A 25,591-nucleotide genomic window follows, 5' to 3' on the forward strand; every position below is an offset into this window, starting at 1 on the left:
TTCTTAAGATTAAAACTGTAACTCAATACCAATCATGGATTGTTTTGAATTTGGATTAGCACCATAGGTTAAATTAGAATCAACTTCTGGATCTGGACCTGTATACTTAGTCCAAGTCACTAAGTTTCTTCCAATGTAATATACGCGTGCATTGGTGAAGAAATTCTGATGTCCTAAAATTGATTTAGGCAAGTTATAACCTACAGATAATCCCTTCAGACGCAAGAAAGAAGCATCTTCGATTAAACCTGAGTCAAATTGGTTAGTTTGACCATATTTAGGATATTTAGCAATATCTCCTGGTTGCTTCCAATAGTCTCTAACATCTTTATTTTGGTTATATCCAGCGAAATTATATGGATTTGCGAAGAAATACTTATCATTATTAATCAAGTATTTACCTTTAGAGAATGTAAAATCAAGATTTACATAAAATCCTTTATATCCAGAATTTAATCCAAAACCACCATTAAAAGGAGGGAATCTTTTGATTCCTGTGCTTTGCTGTAAAGCAGTTGCACTAAAAGTTGTAGTAACTCGACTAGGATCTTGGTTGTTTTGTGCAATATTGTCACCCGGTAGGTACCACTGCATTAATCCACTTTCAGGATTCACACCTGCTTGAATTGGGTAGAAGAACTCTACAGGCGAATTAACTGCGTAACTAACGCCCGTATTAGGCACGATCCAATAATCTCTTCCTTGGAATAATTCAGTTATTTTTTGCTGAACATATCCAAAATTCACATAAGGAGTTACGAAATAATCTTTTCCGCTTACAACTGTCGCACTTAATGCAAGGTTGATACCTTGGTTAGAAAGGTTACCAACATTTGAAGTAATGCTAGAATAACCACTAGTATATGGATAAGGAACCGCCAATAATTGACTGCTTGTATTTCTATTGAAATATTCTAAATCTAAGTTGACGCGGTTAAATAAATTAGCTGAAATTCCAACAGATGTTTTTTGTTGCTTCTCCCAAGTTAGATTTGGGTTACCAGCTGAAGAAATTCCCCAGCCAGTCATTCCATCATATACAGTTGTACCAACTGTTGCTAAAGCTTGATAATTTCCAATAGCAGCATTACCCTGTGTACCTGTACTCGCTCTTAATGCTAATGAATTAATCCATGAAACGTCTTGTAAAAATGCTTCATTTTTCATTTCCCATTTACCGCCGATAGACCAGAAAGTAGCTTTTGTATTGTTTTTACCGAATCGAGAAGATTCATCTTGACGAATAGTTAGATCAAGAAAATATTTCTTATCCAATGCATATGATCCTCTTCCAAAGAATGAATTGAAAGCATATTGTGTTCTCGTCTGTGCAACATTTTTATCAATCGTACCAGCAGATAAAAGGATTAATCGGTCATCTGTTAAACCACCAACACTAGCTGTAAAACTATCTTCCGTATAATCTGAATATTCATGACCACCTAAAACGATTACTTCATTTCTATCATCAATATTCCATTTATACTCAGCAGTTGTAGTCATTGTTCTGGCAATCCCTTGTTGCCAATATTCTGAACCAGTTCCCTTTCCTACTGCGCCTAAATAAGAAGGCATTCTTCTAGTCGAATTACGATAATTAAAGTAATCCATACCTCCCTGAGTTCTTAAGGTCAATCCTGCGATTGGTTTAGCCTCTAAATAAACATTTGGATTGAACTGTTGATTAGTAGCAGGATCAGGGTTCATATCAGCTAAATAGCGTGGAGAATAACGACCTAAACCTGGAATAGTAGATTGATCATAATATTCATTTCCATCTTTATCAAAAGGAGTGTACCAAGGCAGAGCTAATAAAGCTAAACCACCATTTGTGCTATTTGCACCCCATCCATTGGATTCACGAACATCATAACCTCCAGCTAGATTAACACCAAAATTAACCCATTTATTTAGTTTCCCTGAGATATTACTTCTAAGATTTATTCTTTTGAAGTCTGACCGGTACATCATACCAGTTTGATCAAAAAATCCCCCTGAAACAAAATATTGAATTCTATCCGAACCACCAGATGCATTCAAATCAAATTGTTTAATTGGCGAATTCTTACGATAATAATAGGTATCCCATCTAAAATCCTCAGGAAAATCTTCTTTAATTTTGTCTACTTGGGCTTGTGTTCTGAATCCAGTTTCCACCCAAAACGCTCTCAATTCTTCAGAATTCATTAATGCATCAGCTGCTTTTCTTGAAGCTAAATCATTCCATCCAAACTGAGTACGAGCAGTAATATTTGCACGTTCGCCAGCCTTACCTTTTCTCGTTGTTATATATAGTACACCGTTTGCCGCTCTTGAACCATAAATACTGGTTGCCGATGCATCTCTTAAAACAGTAATACTTTCAAAATCATCAGGATTCATTGAAACTAATGATCCCATTCCTACTGGAACCCCATCTAATACGACTAATGGTGAATTGTTTGCTCCTAATGACCCAACACCATCTAAACGAATTGATGGTGTAGACGAAGGCTCTCCTGAAGATGTAAACACCTGAAGTCCTGGTACTTTTCCTTGTAGAGATTCAAGGGCATTTGCACTTGGCTTACCAGAAATATTATCTCTATTTACTTTTACTACAGATCCCACTACAGACCCCAATTGTCTTGCAGAACCATATCCTACGACAACCACTTCATCAATAGCCCCTTCATCTGATTGCAATTGAACATTAATGGTATTGGATGTTCCAACTTTAACGCTCTTTTCTACAAAACCAATGTATTTAAACACTAGTGTTGCCCCTTCCGCTACTTGAAGGGAATACGTTCCATCGGAAGAAGTCTGAGTACCTAAATTTGATCCTTGAATCAGGACCGAGACATTTGAAATTGGTGTACCATCAGTCTGAGAAGTAACCTTTCCACTCACCTGACGATTTTGTGCATATGCGACACCAATTAAAAGTGCACACAGCAGTACAAAACTGAGTAATTTTTGTTTCATAATAGTTTGTTTGAGTTGTTAAATAATTGCTTACAGTACTTTGAAAGCGGCTGGTTATTCCACTTCATCATAAATTAGCATGATTCCACTATTCAAACATAACATATATTTTTAACAAAGTATTAACATTGTTTTTATTTTTTTCTGTTTATTATAATATTTTGTTTAGTATTTTACGTTTATAATTATTATTTATTTAAAATTTTATCTTATGATTTATATTAATATACTTTCGTATTTATACGATTAATTTAAACCAAATTAGGTTGTACTATGACATTATTTTAATTAATACAAAATCAAATAATATTTTAAAAGATTTAACTAGCCCGTACAACCATCTAATAACAAACCACATACTAATCGATCATCACTAGTTCACCTAAAAAAATAATTAGAAAGACTACTTTAATTCTACCTCCCTTTCCTTCCTGTCACTAATACCCCTTCAAAAAATAAGGTAAATTGCCACCATGGCTATCTTAACTTTGTCACCCCCCTTTTTTTATAGCAATATTAAACAAGGCCACCTAGGGTCCTTGTTTTTTAAAGAAACCATTTGTTATAGCAAATAATAAACCATCTTTATTTGGAGGCATAATGTTACTTAAAGGAATGAGCATGGAGAATTTACCTACTTTTATTAAAAAAACTGTCACTTGTTCACTCCATCACCAAAATTCATCAAACAAAAAAAGGCCGCTCCTTATGGACGCGGCCTTGTTTAACTAAACACGGTAAAAATGCAGTTACTAATTATTCAAGTTAGGATTGTTTAATATCTCAGCCTGTGGAATATCTAGAGTTATTTCATCTGCATTGAACGGAAATACTGTACCAACATGGTCTAGGTGATTTGTCCCACGCTTGACGGACAATTTATTTCTTTTCATAGACAAGTAAGACTTCCCTTCGCCCCAGAACTCAATTCTAGTTTGTTTGAAAATCTCATTCTTCAAAGCTTGTCCGGATAAAGAAGTGAGATAATTTGTATCATCTAATCTAAGATCTAACAGACGTTTTAAACTAGTAATCGCCTCCTGATCACGATTAAGACGAGCTTTCGCTTCAGCATTCAATACAACCATTTCATCCGCTCGGATATAAACATAGTCCATGGTGGCATAACGTGTACCGCCTAGAGTCCTCGCCGGTGCAAAGAATTTATTTCTAGCAGTATAATCACTGAAGAACTGCTTCTTACGAATATCATTATTTGGAATCAATTTCAATAAGGATTCGTCTATTCCCTTTTTATCACCAACATATGCATAACTGTAAGTAAACACATCCATTTGACCCCACCAAGAAATTAAATTAAGGCCAATTTCCTGCGTAAGGTCGACCCCCCAAATCCAACTTGCAGTATTTACATCGTTAAACCCCGATTCCGGATTTAACAATTTACCAGTTTCATCTAAATTGGCCACTACTTGTTTTCTTGTAGTGAGCGGATGTCCACTATTATTAATAACATCGTCAGTAAGCGTAATCACCTGTTGAAGATCCTGATTGGTTCCACGAGCAGCCAATGCATATGCTAACAAACTTTCTGCAACATATTTATTCACCTGATCTTTGGACGTTCTTTGAAAATCCTTCAAATAATCTATCGCAATCGTCAAGTCAGCTACAATTTGATTATATATAATTTCCGATGTAGATTTAGGTTGGTTAGGAACGGTCGTAGTCAAATAAAGCGGCAGGATTTTTTCTTGACCAGTACCATAACCTTCCCTAGAATACAAGTTGGCTAGATAGAAATAAGCATATGCTCGAACTGCTTTTGCCTGCCCCATGATGTGTTTGGTTGCTGTTCCTTCAGGAACAGCATCATTGCCACCTAATGCATCAATCACTGTATTGGCAGCAAAAATCAATCTATAATAATACCTCCAAGGAATATAATTGACGTTACTTGTAAAATCGATAGTACTTGTTAGTCTAGAAAAACCAGAATACCATCCAAAGTTGATTCCCATTAAGGCCAAATCACCAGAAAGCATATCCGAATAGATATCATAACCTTTTTGACCAAAGTCGTCATGCCCAGTAGTTCCTCCTGTCCCCGTATTAATCATGGTTGTATATAATCCAGCAATATTTCCGCTTAATAAACCCGGATCTTTATTCACTGCTTCTTCTAAATCCTTAGCGGAAATTACATCTGTGGGCGTTTGTTCTAAGAACTCTTTACTGCAACTGCTAGATAAAATTGCGAAAGAAAGACCTGCTATATATAAAAATTTATTTTTCATGATTGTTAAAATTTAGCTCTTAAACCAGCTGTAAACGTGGAAAGAGGAGAATAACGATAAGTATTTGAGCTTCCAGTTTCTGATGAAGCAGGATTAAATCCTTTACGATTAGTATGCTGCCATAGATTGTCACCAGAAACCCAAATACCTAAACCTGTTAAACCAATTGGCGCTAGTAATTTTTCTGTGAAGTTATAAGTCAATCTTATGTTATTTAACAATAAATAGTTTGCTTTTGTCAAGAATCTTGTAGAAACCGAAGTCACATTTGGATCTTTATTATTGGATAATCTAGGTACATCGGTGATATCTCCAGCAGCTTGCCAACGATTGGCTATATCGGTGTGCCAATTATTACTACCGGCATAACCACTGTGCATTAGACCTGCATATGCCCCATCATATGCATACCCACCAAAACTATAAAGCATCTGAACAGCTAGATCAACATTTTTGTATCCAGTTCTTAAGTTTAATGCTCCTCTCAATTTAGGAATAGCTGATTTATTGACATAATGTAAGGTAGCTCTACTATAGACTTTCGTAGTACCTTCTAAAATCTCTAAATTGTCCGGATTAGTGAATGCACTCAACGAAGTAATTTCTTCCGTATCATCAAATTGTCCGTTATTATTTTTGTCAGTATAGAAAACCTTCCAGGTGCTTCTCCCATCCTGTGGATCAACACCTGCAAAATCACGAATGTAAAAATCATAGATAGAATGACCTGCAGCCCAACCATAGGTGCCCTGAACATCTAAAATCTTTTCTTTTCCAGTTGAAGGATCTATCGGCATTTTAGTGATTTTATTACTAAAGGATTCACCGTTAATATTTAAGTCCAAATAGAAGTTTTCCTTTTTCAGAATGTGCCCTGTTAAATCAAACTCTAAACCTTGATTCTTTAACATACCATCATTAACCCGAATGGATGCATAACCAATTGAAGGCCCTAAACTTCTGTTGAAAATCAAATTATCAGTGTTCTTGATATAATAGTCAATGGAACCAGTAATATAGTTACCAAGGGAGAACTCGAATCCAGTCTGGAACATTTTAGCAGTTTCCCAGGTAAGATCAGGGTTACCTACAGTTGCAGAACCGATTGAAGGCAAGTCGTTTAGATTAGAAATAGGATAAGTGATTAAACCAGGATAATATGAACCAACACTCTGATCACCAATTACCCCATAACTTAATTTATATTTCAAAAAACTGAAAATGTCCTGCTCCTTCATAAAGTCTTCTTTGGAAACAATCCATGCAGCGCCAACCGAGCCAAAAGTTCCCCATTTTTGGTTAACAAATCGAGAAGACCCATCCCGACGCACACTTCCTGAAAGATAATATTTACCGTTATAATCATAATTAACTTGACCAAAGAAGGATTCTAATGTATATCTATCGGTATAAGATGAAATTCCAGTCATTACCACAGCATTATCAAATTCGTCAGAATTATCTCTAACCAATTGATTTTTGCCCGCATACATAACATTATTTTGGAAATCTTGAGCCTCATGAGCAACTAATGCTTCAACATTATGCAATCCATCAAATTGAGTTCTATATCTCAATAAATTCAATAAATTATAAGCAGAACGTTCGGTTCGTGATTGACCAATACTTCCTTTTGTCGCAACGGAAGATCCATAGAATTTACTATCTCTTGAGGTGTATTTATTGTGGTAATAGTTAACCCCTAAGCTATTTTCAAAAGTCAAGCCTTTAATAATATTGAAATTAACATATCCAACTGCATTAACTTCATTTCTATCATGTCTACGCACAGAATTATGTGCATCTGAAATTGAATTCGTTATTGAACCAAATCGACGGGCATTACGTTCACCATAATCATAACGGTACCCTCCATAAATAGGATCGTCTATTTTATTTCCGTTGGCATCCCGCTCAAATAATGGATAAATAGACGGCATGTTGTCTACAAACCAGAAAACACTACCTGAATCTTCTGATTGGCCGGCATTATTTCTTTCTGTACGAGAATAGCCAATATTAGTACCAACATTTAGCCACGATTTCACTTTATTATCTACGTTTAATCGAGCAGAAAACCGTTTAAAATCGGAATTGATGGAATAACCCTTATCATTTAGGTATCCCAATGAACTGTAATAATTAGCACGTTCATTGTTTCCGCCAAATCGAACATTCATATCCGATCTGGCTGCGTTTTGAAACGCATAATCAGCCCAATTTTCTGGATCAAATTTTCTCGTAACTCCACTTTTTATGGTACGAGTAACAGGATCAATCAGGTCGGCAGCAGAATTAACTTTCCAAATATTGTTGGCTGCCCTAACACCTTCTTCATCAAATAAATTCGCCATGGCGAAGTCAACCTGGCTAGTAGCTGTCGATGGAGCAGAGTTATACAAGCCCTCCCATCCGTATAAAATATACTGCTCAGGACTTCTAATCACATCGTAACGAGGAAGTAAAGCCATGTTTACCCCGAAATTAACATCAGCTTCAACAAAAGATGTATTTCTTCCTGTTCCCTTTTTTGTGTTGATTAATATTACACCATTTGCACCACGAGAACCATAAATTGCCGTAGCGGCCGCATCCTTCAAAACGGTAGTAGATTCGATGTCCGAAGGATTGATTGCTGTTAACTCCCCATTAAATGGAATACCATCTAATACATAAAGTGGCGACCTGTTTCCATTTACGGATCCAAAACCTCTGATGCGGATGGTGGCAGCTGTACCTGGTTGACCACTACCGTTTACAACACTTACTCCCGCAACCTCACCAGCTAATGCTTGAGAAATATTAGACACACTTTTTCGTTCAATATTCTCTGCATTCACCTTTTTAGCTGTACCAGTAAACGATTCTTTCGTGGTTGTACCATAACCTACCACAACGACTTCATCTAAAAAGGTTTGAGCAGATGTCAAAGCAACATTTACCTCCGATTGATCAGATATTCTCACACGCTCAACAACATAACCTAACATCGAAAAAGAAAGTGAACTGCCTGAGCCGACATTAATCGTGAACTGACCATTAGCATTGGTCTGTGTGGCAATACTTGTCCCAACAACGGTGACTGTAACACCAGGAATTGGATTCCCGCCTTCCTTGGAGGTAACTTGTCCTCGAATTTGACGGTCCTGAGCATACGCTATCCCAATAAAAAGCGAATACAACAGAATTAAACTGAGTAATTTTTGTTTCATAATATAAGTTTGAGTTACTTGATTGCTTAGTTAAGCTTCATCCACTTTAGGACCCATGGATTAAGAGCCCTAAATTTGTTAATTCAAACTTAATATATTTTTTTAACACTTTCTTAACAATATGTTTGCATAATGTTATTTGTTACAACTTTTTTATACTATATAATTAATATTCTTAATTACATCATTCTAAAACTATTTATTTTATTAGCGAGGAAATGTATATTATTTATTATTTTGATATTTTATTTTGTTTCAGTATATTAATACCACGGTAATTTTTAGTAAACTAAATAAAGTTTATTAAAATTATTATCTAATTAGTAAAACTAAATTATATTTTTTAAATACCCACATAACCTTTACATATCCCACCCTACCCTAATCGACAGTTATAATCCAATAAAAAAAAGGTCCCCACGAATGGGAACCCTTTTAAAAAAATTGGTTTAAGTATAAAATGCTAAATCTCTAGATGTTTAATTACCACCCTTCATTTTGATCTAAATTCGGATTAATACTAACATCATTGTCTGGAAGACCCCAAACAAACTTCAAATCTGAAGCTTCCACCTTTTTACTGGAATACTCATCCCCTGAACGAACCAACACGGTAGATTGCGGAGCACGACGCTCAAATCCTTCACCCCAGCGTTTTAAATCATCCAGCCTGAAGCCTTCAAATGCCAATTCACGGAATCGCTCATTCTTAATCTCATTGAATAAAGTAGTTCCTGAAATTCCCGACAAAGCAGGAAGCCCTCTGGAAACACGTAGCGCATTTAGATAAGTTAAAGCATCAGCCGTATTTGATGGGCTAGACCGATAAGCTGCCTCTGCTGCAATCAAATACATTTCCGCTATACGAAATACTTTTGGAACAACAGAATTTGTGCTTTTATCTGTATTCAATCCTCCTACGATAAACGGGTATTTATTGATTATATTAACTTTCTCTGAAGCATTCACAGTAGACATCGTCACCAAAGTGTCCGCAAAATAGACTGCCTTTCTAAAATCAGCATTGTCGTACATGTCAACCACCCATTGAGAAGGAATAAAATCAGGTCTAAAATCATTATTCCCGGCACTAAAACCATAAAATGGCGCATTAGAATTGGGCATTTCATTAGGCCTAGCAACTTTAGGCTGAAAGATAACTTCCGAACTGTTCGTTGTAGCCCACATAGCCTCTACAGAAGCCTTTGTGGAATTTAATGGATAAAGGCCGCCATCAACCAACGTCTTTGCTGCTGTCAAAGCTCCTGAAAAATCACTCATATACAATTTTACGCGAGCTTCTAATGCGGTTGCCACATCGATATTGAAACGAGAAGCTCCTACAGCACCAGCCTTATTCGCTAAAAGAGTTTTTGCTTTGCCAATATCCTCAAGAATTAACTTATAAGCATCCTCAACAGTACCACGAGCCGGTTTAGCTTCTAAATCCGGTACCAAAAGCAATGGAACAGAAAGGTCTGTTGCTGCCGTTGAAGCATTATAGGCTTTAGCAAAACGTAGGGTTAAATTCAAATAATAATAGGCTCTTGCCAAATAAGCATCACCATAATAACCATCCATTTTTGCCTTTTCGGCACTATTTGCTGGAACTATGCCATCAAAACCTTGCAACTGTGTGTTGATGTTATTGATCGCACCATAATACCCCCGGTAAACATCGCGAATTGTATAATCTGTGGAAAGAAAGCCTGCCCAGCGATGTAAATCACCATTTCTATTACCAAAATCTTGGGTTGCATTCAATTGATCCGCCTGTATATCTGTTGAATAAGAATAAATACCATACACTCTTCCCCTCAGGAATGAATAAACCGCATTGTTCCAATATTCTGCATCAGAAACCTTTTTGAAGGACTGTGATAATTCAATACTACCCTCCGGAAAACGCTCGACATCACAGGAATGAAACATCAATCCTAATGCCAGCGCACTCATTATATATTTTATTTTTTTCATGTTGTTGCGTCTAATTGATTAAAACTGTAGCTCGATTCCGATCATAGATTGTTTTGAATTTGGATTAGCACCCAAAGTCAAGTTAGCATCTATCTCTGGATCTGGCCCTAAATATTTCGTGAAAGTCATCAAGTTTCTACCCACATAGAATATGCGTGCATTGGTAAAGAAATTTTGGTGACCAAGTACGCTTTTAGGAAGATTATAGCCCACTGAAACACCTTTCAATCTTAAAAATGAAGCGTCTTCAATTAAGCCTGAATCGAACTGGTTGGTTTGACCAAATTTTGGATATTTAGTCACATCTCCTGGTTCTTTCCAATAATCCAACACCTCTCTATTTTGGTTATAACCAATGAAACCATAAGGATTAGCAAAGAAGTATCTGTCGTTATTAATCAGGTATTTTCCTTTCGAGAAGGTGAAATCAACATTAAAATAAAACCCTTTGTAAGCAGAGGTGAATCCAAAACCACCGTTAAAAGGAGGATATAACTTAATACCTGTACTTTGTTGTAACAAACTCGGATTAAAGCTAGAGGTCACATTCTCCGGATCCTTATTCGCATGCGCAATATTATCACCAGGAACATACCACTGCATTAAACCATTATCTGGATTGACACCTGCCTGAATCGGATAAAAGAATTCTACCGGACTTCCAACCGCCCAACTCACACCTGTATTCGGAATGATCCAATAATCTTTTCCTTGGAACAATTCCTTTACCTCTTGATTTACAAACCCTAGATTCACATAAGGTGTAAAGGCAAAATCCTTACCTCTAAGAACTGTAGCACTTAAACCGAGGTTAAAACCAGTATTCAATACACGCCCTACATTCGTAAGCACACTTCCAAATCCACTGGTGTATGGATAAGGCACATCAATCAACTGGCTTGTCGTATTTCTGTTGAAATACTCGAAATCAAGATTCACACGATCAAGAAGTTGCGCAGCAAAACCCACTGAAAACTTTTGTTGATTCTCCCAAGTAAGATTTGGGTTGCCTGGAGCTGCAACACCCCAGCCAGTTTTTTGGTCATAAACTGTAGTACCTACAGTTGCCAAAGCTTCATAATCTCCAATCGAAGCATTTCCTTGCGTACCGATACTCGAACGAAGAGACAAGGCGTTCAACCAGGAAACATCACGTAAAAAATCCTCGTTTTTCATCTCCCATTTTCCGCCAAAGGACCAAAAGGTTGCCTTTCGTTGATTTTTACCAAAGCGAGAGGACTCATCTTGACGAACTGTTACGTCAGCGAAATACTTCTTAGCAAATGCATAGGACCCACGACCAAAGAACGAATTAAAAGCATAAGCAGTTTTGGTTTGACCAACAGTTTGACCAGTCGTACCAGCAGACAACAAGATTAACCTGTCATCTGTCAGACCTTGTACCCCAGCACTTAAAGTTTCATATTCGTAATCTGAATATTCATGACCACCAAGAACGATCAAATTATGCTGATCATTTATATCCCAATTATACTCAATCGTATTGGTAATAGTCCTAGATATCCCTTGTTGATAGCCCTCACTACCATTTCCTTGTCCTGGAAAACCTAAAAAAGAAGGCATCCTTCTTGAAGAGGTTCTATAATTGAAATAGTCCAACCCGCCTTGTGTTCTTAGGGTTAAACCAGCTATTGGTTTAGCCTCCAAAAATATATTAGGATTAAACTGTTGATTTCTACCAACACTAGGGTTCATGTCCTGCAAGTATCTTGGAGAATAAGCCCCTAAACCCGGAATGGTAGATTGATCGTATATCTCATTACCATCCGCATCATATGGTTTGTACCAAGGCAATGCCAACATCGCCAATCCACCATTTAAGCTATTAGAACCCCATCCATTGGTTTGTCGTTGGTCATAACCCCCAGCTAGATTCAGCCCAAAATTCACCCATTTATTAAGCCTTCCCGTGATGTTACTCCTTAGGTTTACACGCTTGAAATCAGAACGATACATCATACCAGTTTGATCAAACAAACCACCAGACACATAATACTGCAACCTATCTGAACCGCCCGATACATTTATATCATATTGTTTAACTGGAGAGTTTTTGCGGTAATAGTAAGTATCCCATCTAAAGTCTTCAGGGAAATCAGCTTTAATTTCATCTGCCTCTTCTTGGTCTACAAAACCAACATCCACCCACATTCCTAGCAATTCATCTGAATTCATTAATTGATCAAATGCCTTTCTAGATGCCAGGTCATTCCAGCCATATTGAGTCCGAGCAGTAATGCTGGCTCTTTCTCCAGCCTTTCCTTTACGTGTTGTAAAATAAACCACCCCATTTGCAGCTCTTGAACCATAGATAGATGTTGCAGAAGCATCTCTTAATACAGTGATACTTTCAAAGTCCTCAGGATTCATGGAAACCAAGGAACCTGCATCTACCGGAATCCCGTCCAAAACGATTAAAGGAGTAGAGCTGGCCCCTAAAGACCCTACCCCATCCAAACGAATGGAAGGAGTCGCAGAAGGCTCACCTGAAGAGGTAAAAACCTGCAATCCTGGCACCTTTCCTTGTAGAGATTCCATAGCATTCGCACTTGGTTTTCCAGAGATATTATCTCGATTTACTTTAACCACGGAACCAACAACTGATCCCAATTGCCGTGCAGACCCATAACCCACAACAACAACTTCATCAATTGCCCCCACTTCTGGAACCATCTGAACATTTAAACTGCTCGATGACCCTACTTTTACTTGTTTTTCCACATAACCCATGGATCTAAAAACCAAGGTCGAACCAGTTGATGCTTGAATGGAATACATCCCATTGGCATCAGATTGAGTGGCTACATTGGAACCTTGAATGGAAATAGATACACTGGAGATTGGATTTCCGTCTGACTGAGAAGTGACCTTCCCACTTACTTGACGACTCTGCGAATAGGCTGCACCTATAAAAAGGGCATACAGCAGAACTAGACTGAGTAATCTTTCTTTCATAATTTAAGTTTGATGTGTTTAGTTTTTATTTAACCTATGTAATTCAGGCACTTTGACACCCTTATCCACATAAGCTTCATTCCTATGGCTCAAACTTAATATATTATTTTAACAAATTATTAACACTTAGTTTATTATTTCATGTTTGTTACATTGTTTTATTAATTTTTAAATTATTTTAAATGTTATTATTTGATTATTTCAATTTATAAAATCATTAATTGCTATTTTGTTAAAAATAAAAGACACAACAAGATCACCCTTAAATAAACTAATCTAATTTTATTCTTGAATTACAATAAAAAAGCCTACTGTTAAAACAGTAGGCTAAACAATTATTTTAAATATTCTCTATTAAATATGTTTATCAATAGTTGCTAAATAATTATAATCCTCAAATGAAAAGTCGCCAGAACGCTTCATATTTAGCTCCAAAAGAAATTTTGCTTTTTGCAATAGACTCGATTCTCTTGAAAGTAAACCATCATACATCAACAGGAGTCCTAATGGCCTAACCTGTTCTTTTTGTAATCCATCTACAAACCTTAGCAACTTTGCCTCGTCCGCCTGTAGAAAGTATTCCCGATCTACCTGAAAGAATTCCTTATACCCCGAATGATCAAGCTCTATTTTCTCGTTATCTTCTAATCCACTTTCCCATTTATCGACATACAGACGAAGATGCTTACCCATTTCATTAATCCAATTCAGGATCGTATCCTTTTCAATTCTAATTCCCATATTAATTATCTTATTTGACCATGACCAGTGACAAACCACTTTTCACATACGAGCTTTTCCAGAGCGAATGGTCCTCGGGCATGCAATTTTTGAGTTGAAATCCCAATTTCTGCACCTAACCCAAATTCAGCTCCATCCGTGAACCTTGTGGAAGCATTGGCATATACTGCTGCAGCATCAACTGCTCGCATAAAGTTCGAAATATTTTCTGAATTTGATGACACAATACATTCAGAATGCTTGGAAGAATATTCCGAAATATGCTCCAATGCCGACTCCAAACCCGAAACTGATTTCATGGAACAGGCTAGACTTAAAAATTCCCGACCAAAATCAGTCGCATCCGCCAAATTCAAATACGGATAAGCTAAATTTAACCAATATGGATAGGCTACTTCATCCGCCAACACTTGCACTTCTGCAGCTTTAAAATAAGGGACTAAAAACGCTATCAAATTTGAAACCACCTCCTTATCCACCAAGATAGTATCTAAGGCATTACAAACCGAAGGACGTGAAATCTTCGCATTAGCAATTATCTTAGCTGCCATTTGGAGATCGGCAGTATGGTCCACGTAAGTATGGCAAACCCCTGCTCCCGTTTCAATTACCGGAACCTTTGCATGCGTTCTTACAAAATCTATGAGACCTTGGGATCCTCTAGGAATGAGTATATCAACATCCCCTTTAGCATGAAGCAACTCCATGAGCAATTCCCGTTCTACGGGTAAAAGTTGCACCATATTTGGATCTAATCCTGCTTTATTTAAAACTTGTTGAATTAATCCAACCAAGACCGAATTACTTTCCCAGGCATCTGAACCTCCACGAAGCAAACAAACATTTCCTGAGCGAAGGCAAAGACTAGCCACATCTATGGTCACATTAGGACGCGACTCATAAATAACTGCTACGACACCCAATGCCACTGATCTCTTTTGCAGGAGCAAACCATTTTCCAGAACCCGTTCAGTCAACAGCGCATCTATTGGATCAGACAGGGAAGCCACCTTTTCTACAGCTTTCACCAACTCTTCAATGCGATTTTCATCCAATCGCAAACGATCATATTTGGAATCATTTGAATCCATCTTATTTAGATCTCTTAAGTTAGCTGCTATGATCAAATCCTTATTTTCGCGTAATGTTTTTGATAAATCTCGTAATAGCTGAGCACGGTCTTCTGACCGCAACTTAGCCATATTCCTTTTTGCCTGACGACAATTCAACAATTGTTTTTGAATAGATTTTTCCATGTTATTTACCGATTTTAAAACAATACGATATCGTTGGCATGCGCCACTTCCATATCTTTAATATTTACTCCTGACCTGAGTCTGATCGAATCAATTTTAGATTTAGCAACTGCATGAATTTCCATGTTTTCATCCGCTATGTGAAACACTTCACCACTGATAAAATCCTGATTGACCTGTTTAATACCTACAGCCAATAAACTCTTTCGAGCATACAATGCTTTGATTGCCCCTGCATCTATTTGAACCAATCCCGATATTACACTCGCGCTTGCCAGCCATTTTCTCCTCGAAGGCAATCGTTTTTCTTCCGCCAAACACCTAGTTCCTGTACGGCCCTTAAGAGCCTGCAGAATCGCCTCATTTTGCTCCATGGAAAAGATGTTCACTTCAATCCCCATCTGTGTAGCTAATCGAGCAAAATTGAGCTTAGAACTCATTCCCCCAAGTCCCACCTGCGAACAATCTTTTCTAGCAAAGGAAAGCACTTCCTTATCGATTCTTTTTATCTCTGCTATTAACTGACCATCCCCATCTAGGACCCCCGGAACGGATGTAGAGAAAAGCAACTTCTCTGCTCCAAATCCTACAGCTATGAGTGTTGCTAGCTCATCGTTATCCGAGAACTTTAATTCCTTATTGCTGACCACATCATTTTCATTGGCAATAGGAATCACATTGTTTTTCCATAAGGTTTCATAGGTATTCTTTAGTTGTAAAAACTGACTTCTGTTGGAGAAATGATGTCGTTCGCATAAGCTTTGTGCAATGGCAATTTTGAAGGGGCGAAAATAACGAGCATAGGTCATGACCAATAAAGGATTTCCTATGGCAGCTGCAGCTTTTCGTTGTGCCAATGTACCGCGATATTTCGGAATAAATTGTTTCCCCGCAGCTACAGCGCCGGATGAAACTAATACCAGGTTAAAGGACGATTGCAATTGAGCACATTGACGCGCTATTTCCAATACGATCCTTTCATCAATCGCTCCATCCTTACTAATGGAAGCAGATCCAAATTTGATTACTAAAACAGGTTTTTTCATTGTAATGAGAACAATAGGTAAAGGTTGAGAATAAGAAATACGCCAATTAACACAGACCATTGCTCTGAAAGCAATAGACCTGATTCCAGGTGTAATTCAAAGAATAAATATGGGGATTGGAAATCTAGTTGCTAGATTTCGGTCTGGGTGCTCTCCAATTGATATAAAACAGGTAACAGGAAAGCATTAAAGAACTGGGGAGTAAAAAATCAGAAAAGCCTATTGCTTCTGCATTTCTATATTTAGAAAACAGCAATATGGCATTTAGGACTAACAGCAGGAGCGATAGTGCCAAACATACCAATGCAAATGACTTATTCATAAATCTAATCTACTAAAAATAAATGGGAAAACGTCTAAAAAAGCAAAAAGGCCCTAAGGCCTTTTCGTTTTATGCTAGTACCAATTCTACAGGACAATGATCTGAATGAACGGCATTTGGTAATATTCTGGAAGATTGAATCTGATCTTTCAATGCTGAAGATACCATGTTATAATCGATACGCCAGCCTAAGTTCTTACCTCTGGCTCCTGCACGGTAAGACCACCAAGTATAATGGTGAGGATCGGGATTTAAATGACGGAAGGAGTCAATATATCCGGAATTGATAAAGTTCTCCATCCACTCCCTTTCCGCAGGTAAAAAGCCGGAACTATTGGCATTCGACTTCGGATTGTGGATATCAATTGCACGATGACAAATATTGTAATCACCACAGATTATCAGGTTTGGCTTTTCCTTCAATAGATCGTTTGAATACAATTGAAAATCATCCAAGAACTTGTATTTGAAATCTTGGCGAACATCACCTGTAGTTCCCGAAGGGAAATAAACACTCATAATGGATGCCTTATCGAAATCGGCACGAATAATACGACCTTCAAAATCATAATCTTCATGTCCACAACCATATTCTACATGGTTCGGCGTGATTTTCGTGAAAATAGCAGTCCCACTATAGCCCTTTTTCTGTGCAGGATACCAATAATGCTCATATCCCATCTCTTCCAACAGCACCAGTTCAGGGACTTGATCTGGAGTAGCCTTAATTTCTTGAATACAAATAACATCTGGATTCTCTGATTTTAGCCATTCCAACCAACCCTTTTTAAGAGCAGCACGAATACCATTGACATTATAAGTTAATATTTTCATGGTTTATGGTAATTTATATTGACGTGATTTGAAAGAATCGAACAACTTAGTGAACAATCCTTTTTTTGGGGGAAGTCCTTTTAACTCACGTTCCAAGTCACGAGCCTCTGGACGATTAAGAACACGCATGGAAAAACGCTCATCCACCAATGGCCTATCGTTAGAATCGGTTTTATCAGCTGCGATTTTATCAACAACTTCAATTCCCTTTAATAACTCTCCAAAAACGGTATAATTTCCATCCAGGTGAGGTGTACCACCAACCGTACTATAGGTATCGCGTTGTAATGGACTAAGCTTGACTCCTTTTAGACGAAATTTCTCTAAGGAATCCAATGCAGCCTGCGTGAATACTCTTCCTTGCACCAGATAAAACTGCGATGCGGAGGACTCTTTAGCTGGATTATTATCACGAGCAGCACCGATGGTTCCTTTTTTATGGATTAAACCCGATTGTATTTCTGCTGGAATGCGATAATCTGGACCTCCTTCGCCTAGCTTCTGACGGCTTGCCGCATACCTGGAGTCAGGATCTCCACCTTGAATCATGAAGTTGTTAATCACCCGGTGAAACATCAAAGAATCGTAATAGCCTTCACGAACCAATTTCACGAAATTATCACGATGCTTACGCGTTTCATTATACAATTTCAATAAAGCATCACCTTTATTGGTATGGATTTCCACATAATAATGCGTAGGCTTTTGGGCTTGGGCGAATGACATTCCCAAAAACAAAGCGCAGAAAAACAATATTTTTCTCATATGTTATAAGATATTTTGGTCTTCAAAGTAATCAATGATCAAGGATTTCATGATCATTTCCTGTTCCATTAAGGTATAATTTGGAATGGCTTTCACCAATTTCCAATGTGGCCAGCCCTGTTCGTCAGCACCTTCTAATTCATAGAAACCTAGGCTACTGAACAATCTACAGGTAGCAATGTGCATAAGCTCCTCTTTTTCTCTTTTGGAAAATTCACCTGGACCTTTTCCCAATTCCTGAACACCTATCAGAAAGAGCATAACCTTGATATCCGGAATATCGGTATCAAAGTTTTCGGAAATAACCGCTTGTAGGTCTTTCCATTTTTTATTTATTTCTGCTGCTTGCATTTAAATATACATTATGATTCGCGCCATTCAGCTATCAGCTGCTCGCAACGCTGTTTAATTAACTCAAAGACGGGTTTAAACATATTTGAGTCGTAATAAGGATCGGGCACCATGTCATTAGGCAAGAACAAAGTCACTTTCTCTTTATCCTCTTCTTGTTGAGCTTGGGCAATGACATCCTTATAGTTCTGATGATCCATCACTAGGATGTGGTCGAATGCATCAAATAATGCAGGGGTAAAGAATTGTGCCCTTTGCATGGAAATATCTACTCCATTGTCTTTTGCAATCTGAACAGATCGCTTATCAGGAGCTTGCCCCACATGCCAATCTCCAGTACCCGCAGAATCAATCTCCCAATCCAAACCCTCAGCTTTAACCATGTGCTCCAATATACCATGTGCTAAAGGAGAACGACAAATATTACCCAAACAAACCATCAAAATTCTCATGGTCTCAAATATAGGGAAATGAGCGATAGAAGACAACAATTGTTAAGGAGTATCAAAGTGCTTTACACGCTCAAATGAAACAAGTCGTTTTCTATTAATCTTAGCCTATAAAAAAAGGCCCGCTATTCGCGAGCCTTCCTTGTTGCTTTATTATTCTAGTAATTCAATGGAACATTTAACTCCACAGAACTTCCTCTTTCATACACGCCTTTTAAGCGGACTACATTTCTTTCTGTATTCGATAATGCAGCTTCTACATCATCTACTGAGTTAACTGGCTTACCATTTACATGGGTTACAACTAATCCTTTTTCAACACCGAAATATTCTAAAATACCTCCACGGTGTACTTGTGAGATAATAACACCTGAATTGATTCCTAAATCTTTCTTCACATTCGCTGGTGCAGGAATAAAGCTACCACCTAATTTATTGAAGATCTCTGTACCTGATGCATTTGCTCCACTCGCACTTTTCGATTTGTTGGATTCTTCACCTTTTAAGGTCAATGACACTTCTTTTTCTTTGCCATCACGTTTGTAGGTTAACTTCACTTTGTCGCCTGGACGTAATCTAGCAACATGCTCTTGCAAATCTGGAGAACCATAAATGGTCTTTCCTTCTACCTTGGTAATTAAATCACCAGATTTAATACCTGCAGCTTCTGCGGCTCCACCTTTAACAACATCACTCACATACAGTCCATTAACATCGGAAATACCATATTGCTTACGGATTTCAGCATTTACTTCACTGAAAGTAACACCAATATAACCACGTTTTACACTACCAAACTCCTTGAAGTCATCAACGATTTTCTTTGCTAAATTGATTGGAATAGCGAATCCATAACCAGCATAAGTTCCAGTTGGCGAAGCAATAGCTGAGTTGATACCGATCAACTCGCCTCGAGCATTCACTAATGCACCACCACTATTACCACGGTTAATTACCGCGTCCGTCTGCAAAAAGGACTCAACAGCAGTATTAATGATTTGCTGCGGCTCTTCACCATAACCAAATCCACGAGGTTGTTGTTGCTGCTCTCCTAGAATACCAATCTGACGTCCTTTAGCAGAGATAATACCTGCTGTAACCGTTGATTGCAATCCTAGTGGATAACCTACAGCTAACACCCACTCACCAATTTGCACATTATCCGAATTACCAAGTTTTACCATTGGCAATCCTGTAGCATTTACCTTGATCAAGGCTAAGTCAAAGTTCGGGTCACGACCAATAACTTTTGCCTCATAAGAACGCTTATCGGTTAATACAACCTCAATTTTGTCAGCTTCTTCCACCACATGGTTATTCGTTACGATATATCCATCTGGCGAAATAATAACACCTGAGCCCGAAGCTGTCATTGGACGCGCTTGTCCACGACGTTGTTGTGGTACTCCAAAAAACTCTTCGAACATATCAAATGGAGAACCACCACCCCCACCACGTGAATTACGCCCGGATACAGTTACTTGAATATGCACTACCCCTGGCGAAACCGCAGCGGCAGCTTGTGTAAAGTCCGGATTCCCTGTAGAAGATAATATCTCCTCTCCCGGATTACTTGCGTAATATACTTTTTGACGTTCTTCAAACGTCATGTCGTCCATCTGTTTCTTTTCCAGAAGCTTGAAACCTCCTACAGCTACAGCTCCTCCAACAATGGCCGCCAATAAAGTTGCTCCTATTTTTTTCATATACTTATATTGAATAATCTAACTATTGTTTTTTAATTTCATATTTGCTTGATTCAAATGTAATACCATTCGATGGCTATCAATTGCTTTTGTCAGTTAAAAAATGTTAACAGCTCGCTCCTTTGTCAACCATTTAACATCATTTAACAAAAGCGTGGTTTATTGTAACAAGAATATTAAATTTACAGCACATTTTCAACCTTATGGCTCAAGAAATTCAATTTTATAAATACCAAGGCGCCGGTAACGATTTTATCCTTATTGACAACAGAAACGCAGCTTTTGACGCAGATAACTATGATTTAATAGAAAAACTTTGCGACAGACGATTCGGAATTGGTGGCGATGGACTAATGCTACTTCAAGAAAGTAAAAATTATGATTTCCAAATGCTTTATTACAATGCAGATGGCAAAGAAGGTAGTATGTGTGGTAATGGTGGCCGTTGTTTAGTCGCTTTTGCCAGGGACCTAAATATCATAAAAGACAAAACTGTCTTTTTGGCAGTAGATGGTGAACATGAAGCCAGTATTGTTGAAAACCAAGTCAATTTAGGGATGATAAATGTTGATGCGCATCATCGAGATGCTGAAGCTTACGTCATGAATACAGGTTCACCGCACTATGTACTCTTTACAGAAGGGCTAGCTGAAAAAGATGTATACGCTGAGGGTTCTGCCATTAGAAATAATGATACCTATGGAGAAAAAGGCATCAATGTGAATTTTATTGAAGCCGAAGGTGATGGTTATTTTGTGCGCACTTTTGAGCGAGGTGTAGAGGATGAAACTTTTGCCTGCGGTACTGGTGCAGTTGCTTCGGCCATGTCTGTTGCAGTAGCTTCCGGTAAAGATGGTGACTTCAATATTCCAATTCGCGTATTAGGTGGTCAATTACGTATATCTTTCCATAAAGAAGGTGATCATTTCAGTAATGTTTATTTAACAGGACCAGCTATTCAAGTCTTTCAAGGAAAAATCGATATTTCATAATAATTTAATCTGCCTTATTCCCAAGAAAAAGCCCGAATAACCGTATATTAGTAGCTTTTTCGAGCAGGAATACGTCGTAATGAAGCAGATAGACAACTCTTTATCATACCGTTTAGTTTACTCTTTGGGGAAACATCCATATTTGGGTTTTCTCATTGAGCCTCATATTGTCCATCTCAATCAAAATGGCTCCTACTCCCTTTCTTACAAGCGCGTATTCAGCAATACCGTAGGAGAATTCTCGAATTGCCTGGATGAAACAGATGAAAAGCTCATCAAATTGTGTGATGAGATGGAACAAACACAGATCATCAAGCGTTTCCACAAGAAGGCCATCAGGCCCATGGATTACTTCAGTAAGATCTTCGATCAGCAGGTCTATGATTTTATCCGACCAAAGATTGAGCAAAAAATGCTCACTATTCTTCAGTTAATAGGCGATAAACCATTGTTTTTGATGAGTAAGGATGGTTATCCTGCTGAACAAGAATTAAAGATCGCTCCAAAAACAACCTCCATTCTCTTCCATTTTAGAAGAAATGAAACGGAAACCCGATATTTCCCTACTTTGAAATATGATGGTCACCGCATGGAATTTATGTTCAAAAATGCGGAAGTGATTATCAACCAACAGGCATGGCTGTTATTGGAGAATACCTTATACCATTTCGATGAAGAATTAGAAGGAAAGAAATTAACTCCATTCCTTCAGAAAAGATTCATCTCAATACCTAGGGCAACCGAGAAACGATATTTTGATACGTTCGTTACTTCCCTCATCGAAAAGCATCATGTATATGCCGAGGGATTCGATATCGTTGTCTATAAAGAAAACGCCAGTCCACAATTACGGATTATCTATACCCCAGAGACTGAAACACAATTACAATTATGTTTCCAATATGGCGATTATAGCTTCCCAGCAGGTGGACAACATGCTGTCACCGTAAAATATGTATATGATGAACAGCAGGATAGACATCAATTCTTTCGAATAAAACGTTCCTTGAAATGGGAAGAACAAAAATCTGCCGAACTAATCCAGTTGGGATTACAAAAAGTGGATACTCTTTTTGGAACCTTTGCTCCTATTCCCGATAAATTCGGACAACGCATGTCTGCCGTGGAATGGATCAACGAATACCTCCATGAACTTGAAGAACATGGATTTCAAGTGATCCAATCGGAGAACGACAAACGCTTCTTGATAGGAAAAACCAGCTTGAGTATTGAAGTCAATGAGAAAAACGATTGGTTTGATATCAAAGCTGTAGTACGTTTTGGCGATTATGAAATTCCTTTTATCCAACTAAGGCAGCATATATTACATAGGATCCAAGAATTCGAATTACCAAATGGAGAGATTGCCATTATTCCTCAGGAATGGTTTTCTCAATATGAACACCTCTTTCAATTCTCATCTAATAAAGAAGAACTACGTCTAAACAAAACATATATCGGACTTTTAAATGAGATCAGCGAACATGCGCAGGTTAGTCTTCAACGAAAGCTGAATAAACTTGGTGAATTTGATGAGATTGCCGACATGCAATCGCCAAAGCATTTCAAAGGGGAATTGCGCCCTTATCAGAAAGCCGGATATAATTGGTTTCATTTCCTACAACAATATCGATTTGGTGGACTCCTAGCGGATGATATGGGCTTAGGTAAGACTGTCCAGACTCTTGCCATGCTACAAAAACAAAAGGAGGAGAATGCCGGCACAGATCTTCCTAAAACCTCGCTATTGATTGTACCAACTTCCTTAATCTTCAACTGGCAAAAAGAAGCCGAGAAATTTGTTCCCCAACTGCGTGTGCTTTTGCATACGGGCGGTAACCGCAGTAAAAATAACTTTGCTTTCTCCCACTTTGACTTGGTCATTAGCACCTATGGAATTGCGCGAATTGACGAGGAATTGTTCAGCAATTATTATTTCAACTACATTATTCTCGATGAAAGCCAGAACATCAAAAACCCTCGTTCTAAATCTTTTACAGCAATAAAACATTTTAAAGGACGAAATAAATTAGCGTTAAGCGGTACTCCAATTGAGAACTCCGTAGCTGATATCTGGTCACAAATGCACTTTGTTAACCCGGGTTTACTTGGTAGCTTCACTTATTTTCAAAAAGAATTTGTACAGACTATTGAAAAGAAAAAAGATGAGGAAAAATCTCGTAAACTTCAGGCTATCATTAAGCCATTTGTTCTTCGCAGGACAAAATCGCAGGTAGCCACGGAACTACCGCCAAAATCAGAACAGATCTTCTATTGTAGCATGACGGATGAACAACAGGAATACTACGAAACTGTAAAATCCGAATATCGCAATGCCTTATTGGACGGTGCCTTTTCGGGCAAAGCTTCTCAAATCGCTTTACTACAAGGATTAACCAAGCTCCGCCAATTGGCGAATCACCCTTTAATGATCGACTCCAATTACAAGGATGGATCAGGAAAATTTGATGCTGCTATTGAAACGATGGAATCCATCCTCCAGGAAGGCAATAAGGTTTTAATATTCTCCCAATTCGTCAAGCACTTGCAGATATTCCGAGACTATTTTGATAAGAACAAAATCCAATACGCTTATCTGGATGGTGCCACAAGTGATCGCAATGCGGCTGTGAAAAGCTTCAAAGAACAGGATAACATACAAGTTTTCCTGATATCCATAAAAGCAGGTGGTGTAGGCTTGAACCTTACGGAAGCAGACTATGTCTTTATCCTTGACCCGTGGTGGAACCCTGCTGTAGAACAGCAAGCGATCGACCGTAGCCATCGCATTGGACAGACCAAAAATGTATTTATCTATAAGTTCATTGCCAAGGATAGTATTGAAGAAAAGATTCTTGCCTTGCAAAGCATGAAGAAATCAATTGCCACAGCTTTAATCAGTACAGAGGAATCCTTCGTAAAATCTTTAAGCAAAGAAGATATAGCCGAATTATTCAGATAGGGCAACACCCATAAGAAATAAATTCAATAGGAGCCCAACCCTTTGGATGATAGTCTCATGTCACTGCTTTGAGTTGAAAGTTTCAGAAAGATTGGAATATTAATAGTTATCGATTATTAACGGTCGAAGCATGCTTCGACCCTACAGTTATGTTGGTTTGGAATAATAAAATCACAATTGTTTGTAGGGGCGATGCATGCATCGCCCGCCTATGGCACGAATACATAAAACCTTTATAGTTTAAAGTTTGTTCGGCTACCCTCACAATGACTCGGTTTTGGGAATAGAGATGAGACTCTTTGCGTTGCTCTGAGTTGTAAATGACTGAATTACCACCCGCCAATAGGTCTAAATACTCCGTACTAAAGACTAGTTACTGCCCGAAGGGCTCAGGCTCTTCGCTTCGCTCTGAGTTGGAAATAGCAAAACTGTTATTTCATTTCTAATTTTCCTTTCCACTTTATCTTTTTCCTTTCTACTTTCTGGTGTCTTTCGTCTGTTATCTAAACCTCTCTCCCAGGGGTTTCATTCGTCACTCTTACGGATCTCCTTCGGAACTTGTTCGGATCTCGTTCGGATCTCGTTCGGTTCCGACCGAACGAGATCCGAACGAGATCCTTTTGAAATCCTAAGAAATTCCGCAAGAGTATCAAAGGAAAACCAAGGCGATCTACTATAAAAACTGAAGGATTAAGAATTGAGTTAGGAAAGATGGGAATATGAAATTTAATAGAAAATTTAGGGTTTAAGTAATTAGGACGGCATAATAATTTGGGC

The 25,591-nt window shown here is 38.1% G+C and carries 15 protein-coding genes; 2 read left to right on the forward strand and 13 right to left on the reverse strand.

The genetic code is table 11. The features are described from left to right. Positions 1-9: 9 nt before the first annotated feature. The 13 genes from ABD676_RS03495 to ABD676_RS03555 all read right to left on the reverse strand — a co-directional run bounded on the left by ABD676_RS03495 (position 10) and on the right by ABD676_RS03555 (position 20,860). Positions 10-2,967: a SusC/RagA family TonB-linked outer membrane protein gene (locus ABD676_RS03495; RefSeq protein WP_344673280.1), complete on the reverse strand. Its 2,958-nt coding sequence runs from the start codon at positions 2,965-2,967 to the stop codon at positions 10-12. Between the two features lie 752 nt (positions 2,968-3,719). Then, positions 3,720-5,225 (reverse strand): RagB/SusD family nutrient uptake outer membrane protein, encoded by a 1,506-nt coding sequence (locus tag ABD676_RS03500; RefSeq protein ID WP_344673281.1) that lies wholly within the window; start codon positions 5,223-5,225, stop codon positions 3,720-3,722. Between the two features lie 5 nt (positions 5,226-5,230). Then, positions 5,231-8,437 carry a SusC/RagA family TonB-linked outer membrane protein gene (locus ABD676_RS03505; protein WP_344673282.1) on the reverse strand — a complete coding sequence of 1,069 codons (3,207 nt, stop codon included), beginning with the start codon at positions 8,435-8,437 and terminating at the stop codon, positions 5,231-5,233. Between the two features lie 483 nt (positions 8,438-8,920). Beyond that, positions 8,921-10,414, reverse strand: a complete 1,494-nt coding sequence (locus ABD676_RS03510; RefSeq protein ID WP_344673283.1) for a RagB/SusD family nutrient uptake outer membrane protein — start codon at positions 10,412-10,414, stop codon at positions 8,921-8,923. An 18-nt stretch (positions 10,415-10,432) separates the two neighbouring features. After that, the gene (locus tag ABD676_RS03515; protein WP_344673284.1) at positions 10,433-13,390 is read right to left on the reverse strand and encodes a SusC/RagA family TonB-linked outer membrane protein; all 2,958 of its coding nucleotides are present in this window, start codon (positions 13,388-13,390) and stop codon (positions 10,433-10,435) included. Between the two features lie 354 nt (positions 13,391-13,744). After that, positions 13,745-14,131 carry a hypothetical protein gene (locus ABD676_RS03520; protein ID WP_344673285.1) on the reverse strand — a complete coding sequence of 129 codons (387 nt, stop codon included), beginning with the start codon at positions 14,129-14,131 and terminating at the stop codon, positions 13,745-13,747. Positions 14,132-14,136: 5 nt separating this feature from the next. Continuing rightward, positions 14,137-15,387: a glutamate-5-semialdehyde dehydrogenase gene (locus tag ABD676_RS03525; protein ID WP_344673286.1), complete on the reverse strand. Its 1,251-nt coding sequence runs from the start codon at positions 15,385-15,387 to the stop codon at positions 14,137-14,139. A gap of 14 nt (positions 15,388-15,401) precedes the next feature. Continuing rightward, positions 15,402-16,433, reverse strand: coding sequence for a glutamate 5-kinase (gene proB / locus ABD676_RS03530; RefSeq protein WP_344673287.1), 1,032 nt, complete (start codon positions 16,431-16,433; stop codon positions 15,402-15,404). A gap of 391 nt (positions 16,434-16,824) precedes the next feature. After that, positions 16,825-17,589 carry an exodeoxyribonuclease III gene (locus ABD676_RS03535; protein WP_344673288.1) on the reverse strand — a complete coding sequence of 255 codons (765 nt, stop codon included), beginning with the start codon at positions 17,587-17,589 and terminating at the stop codon, positions 16,825-16,827. A 3-nt stretch (positions 17,590-17,592) separates the two neighbouring features. Beyond that, positions 17,593-18,315: a peptidylprolyl isomerase gene (locus ABD676_RS03540; RefSeq protein WP_344673289.1), complete on the reverse strand. Its 723-nt coding sequence runs from the start codon at positions 18,313-18,315 to the stop codon at positions 17,593-17,595. A 42-nt stretch (positions 18,316-18,357) separates the two neighbouring features. Further along, positions 18,358-18,705: a hypothetical protein gene (locus ABD676_RS03545; RefSeq protein ID WP_344673290.1), complete on the reverse strand. Its 348-nt coding sequence runs from the start codon at positions 18,703-18,705 to the stop codon at positions 18,358-18,360. An 11-nt stretch (positions 18,706-18,716) separates the two neighbouring features. Next, on the reverse strand, positions 18,717-19,157 hold the full coding sequence (locus ABD676_RS03550) for a low molecular weight protein-tyrosine-phosphatase (protein ID WP_344673291.1): 441 nt from the start codon (positions 19,155-19,157) through the stop codon (positions 18,717-18,719). A 155-nt stretch (positions 19,158-19,312) separates the two neighbouring features. Continuing rightward, positions 19,313-20,860 carry a Do family serine endopeptidase gene (locus ABD676_RS03555; protein ID WP_344673292.1) on the reverse strand — a complete coding sequence of 516 codons (1,548 nt, stop codon included), beginning with the start codon at positions 20,858-20,860 and terminating at the stop codon, positions 19,313-19,315. A 203-nt stretch (positions 20,861-21,063) separates the two neighbouring features. Here ABD676_RS03555 and dapF point away from each other — a divergent pair, with 203 nt between their 5' ends. Both dapF and ABD676_RS03565 read left to right on the forward strand, forming a co-directional pair. After that, positions 21,064-21,852, forward strand: a complete 789-nt coding sequence (dapF, locus tag ABD676_RS03560) for a diaminopimelate epimerase (RefSeq protein WP_344673293.1) — start codon at positions 21,064-21,066, stop codon at positions 21,850-21,852. Between the two features lie 79 nt (positions 21,853-21,931). Then, complete coding sequence (locus ABD676_RS03565; RefSeq protein WP_344673294.1) at positions 21,932-24,814, forward strand: DEAD/DEAH box helicase; 2,883 nt, start codon at positions 21,932-21,934, stop codon at positions 24,812-24,814. The last annotated feature ends 777 nt before the right edge of the window (positions 24,815-25,591 follow it).

Origin of the sequence: Sphingobacterium kyonggiense (assembly GCF_039536825.1) — a bacterium.
Lineage (GTDB): Bacteria > Bacteroidota > Bacteroidia > Sphingobacteriales > Sphingobacteriaceae > Sphingobacterium > Sphingobacterium kyonggiense.

Bases quoted from the DNA above. Each gene is read 5' to 3' on its own strand.
- ABD676_RS03555 (WP_344673292.1), bottom strand. From the start codon at position 20,860: ATGAAAAAAATAGGAGCAACTTTATTGGCGGCCATTGTTGGAGGAGCT.
- ABD676_RS03515 (WP_344673284.1), bottom strand. From the start codon at position 13,390: ATGAAAGAAAGATTACTCAGTCTAGTTCTGCTGTATGCCCTTTTTATA.
- ABD676_RS03505 (WP_344673282.1), bottom strand. From the start codon at position 8,437: ATGAAACAAAAATTACTCAGTTTAATTCTGTTGTATTCGCTTTTTATT.
- ABD676_RS03550 (WP_344673291.1), bottom strand. From the start codon at position 19,157: ATGAGAATTTTGATGGTTTGTTTGGGTAATATTTGTCGTTCTCCTTTA.
- ABD676_RS03520 (WP_344673285.1), bottom strand. From the start codon at position 14,131: ATGGGAATTAGAATTGAAAAGGATACGATCCTGAATTGGATTAATGAA.
- ABD676_RS03500 (WP_344673281.1), bottom strand. From the start codon at position 5,225: ATGAAAAATAAATTTTTATATATAGCAGGTCTTTCTTTCGCAATTTTA.
- ABD676_RS03545 (WP_344673290.1), bottom strand. From the start codon at position 18,705: ATGCAAGCAGCAGAAATAAATAAAAAATGGAAAGACCTACAAGCGGTT.
- ABD676_RS03540 (WP_344673289.1), bottom strand. From the start codon at position 18,315: ATGTCATTCGCCCAAGCCCAAAAGCCTACGCATTATTATGTGGAAATC.
- ABD676_RS03565 (WP_344673294.1), top strand. From the start codon at position 21,932: ATGAAGCAGATAGACAACTCTTTATCATACCGTTTAGTTTACTCTTTG.
- dapF (WP_344673293.1), top strand. From the start codon at position 21,064: ATGGCTCAAGAAATTCAATTTTATAAATACCAAGGCGCCGGTAACGAT.
- ABD676_RS03535 (WP_344673288.1), bottom strand. From the start codon at position 17,589: ATGAAAATATTAACTTATAATGTCAATGGTATTCGTGCTGCTCTTAAA.
- ABD676_RS03525 (WP_344673286.1), bottom strand. From the start codon at position 15,387: ATGGAAAAATCTATTCAAAAACAATTGTTGAATTGTCGTCAGGCAAAA.
- ABD676_RS03510 (WP_344673283.1), bottom strand. From the start codon at position 10,414: ATGAAAAAAATAAAATATATAATGAGTGCGCTGGCATTAGGATTGATG.
- ABD676_RS03495 (WP_344673280.1), bottom strand. From the start codon at position 2,967: ATGAAACAAAAATTACTCAGTTTTGTACTGCTGTGTGCACTTTTAATT.
- proB (WP_344673287.1), bottom strand. From the start codon at position 16,433: ATGAAAAAACCTGTTTTAGTAATCAAATTTGGATCTGCTTCCATTAGT.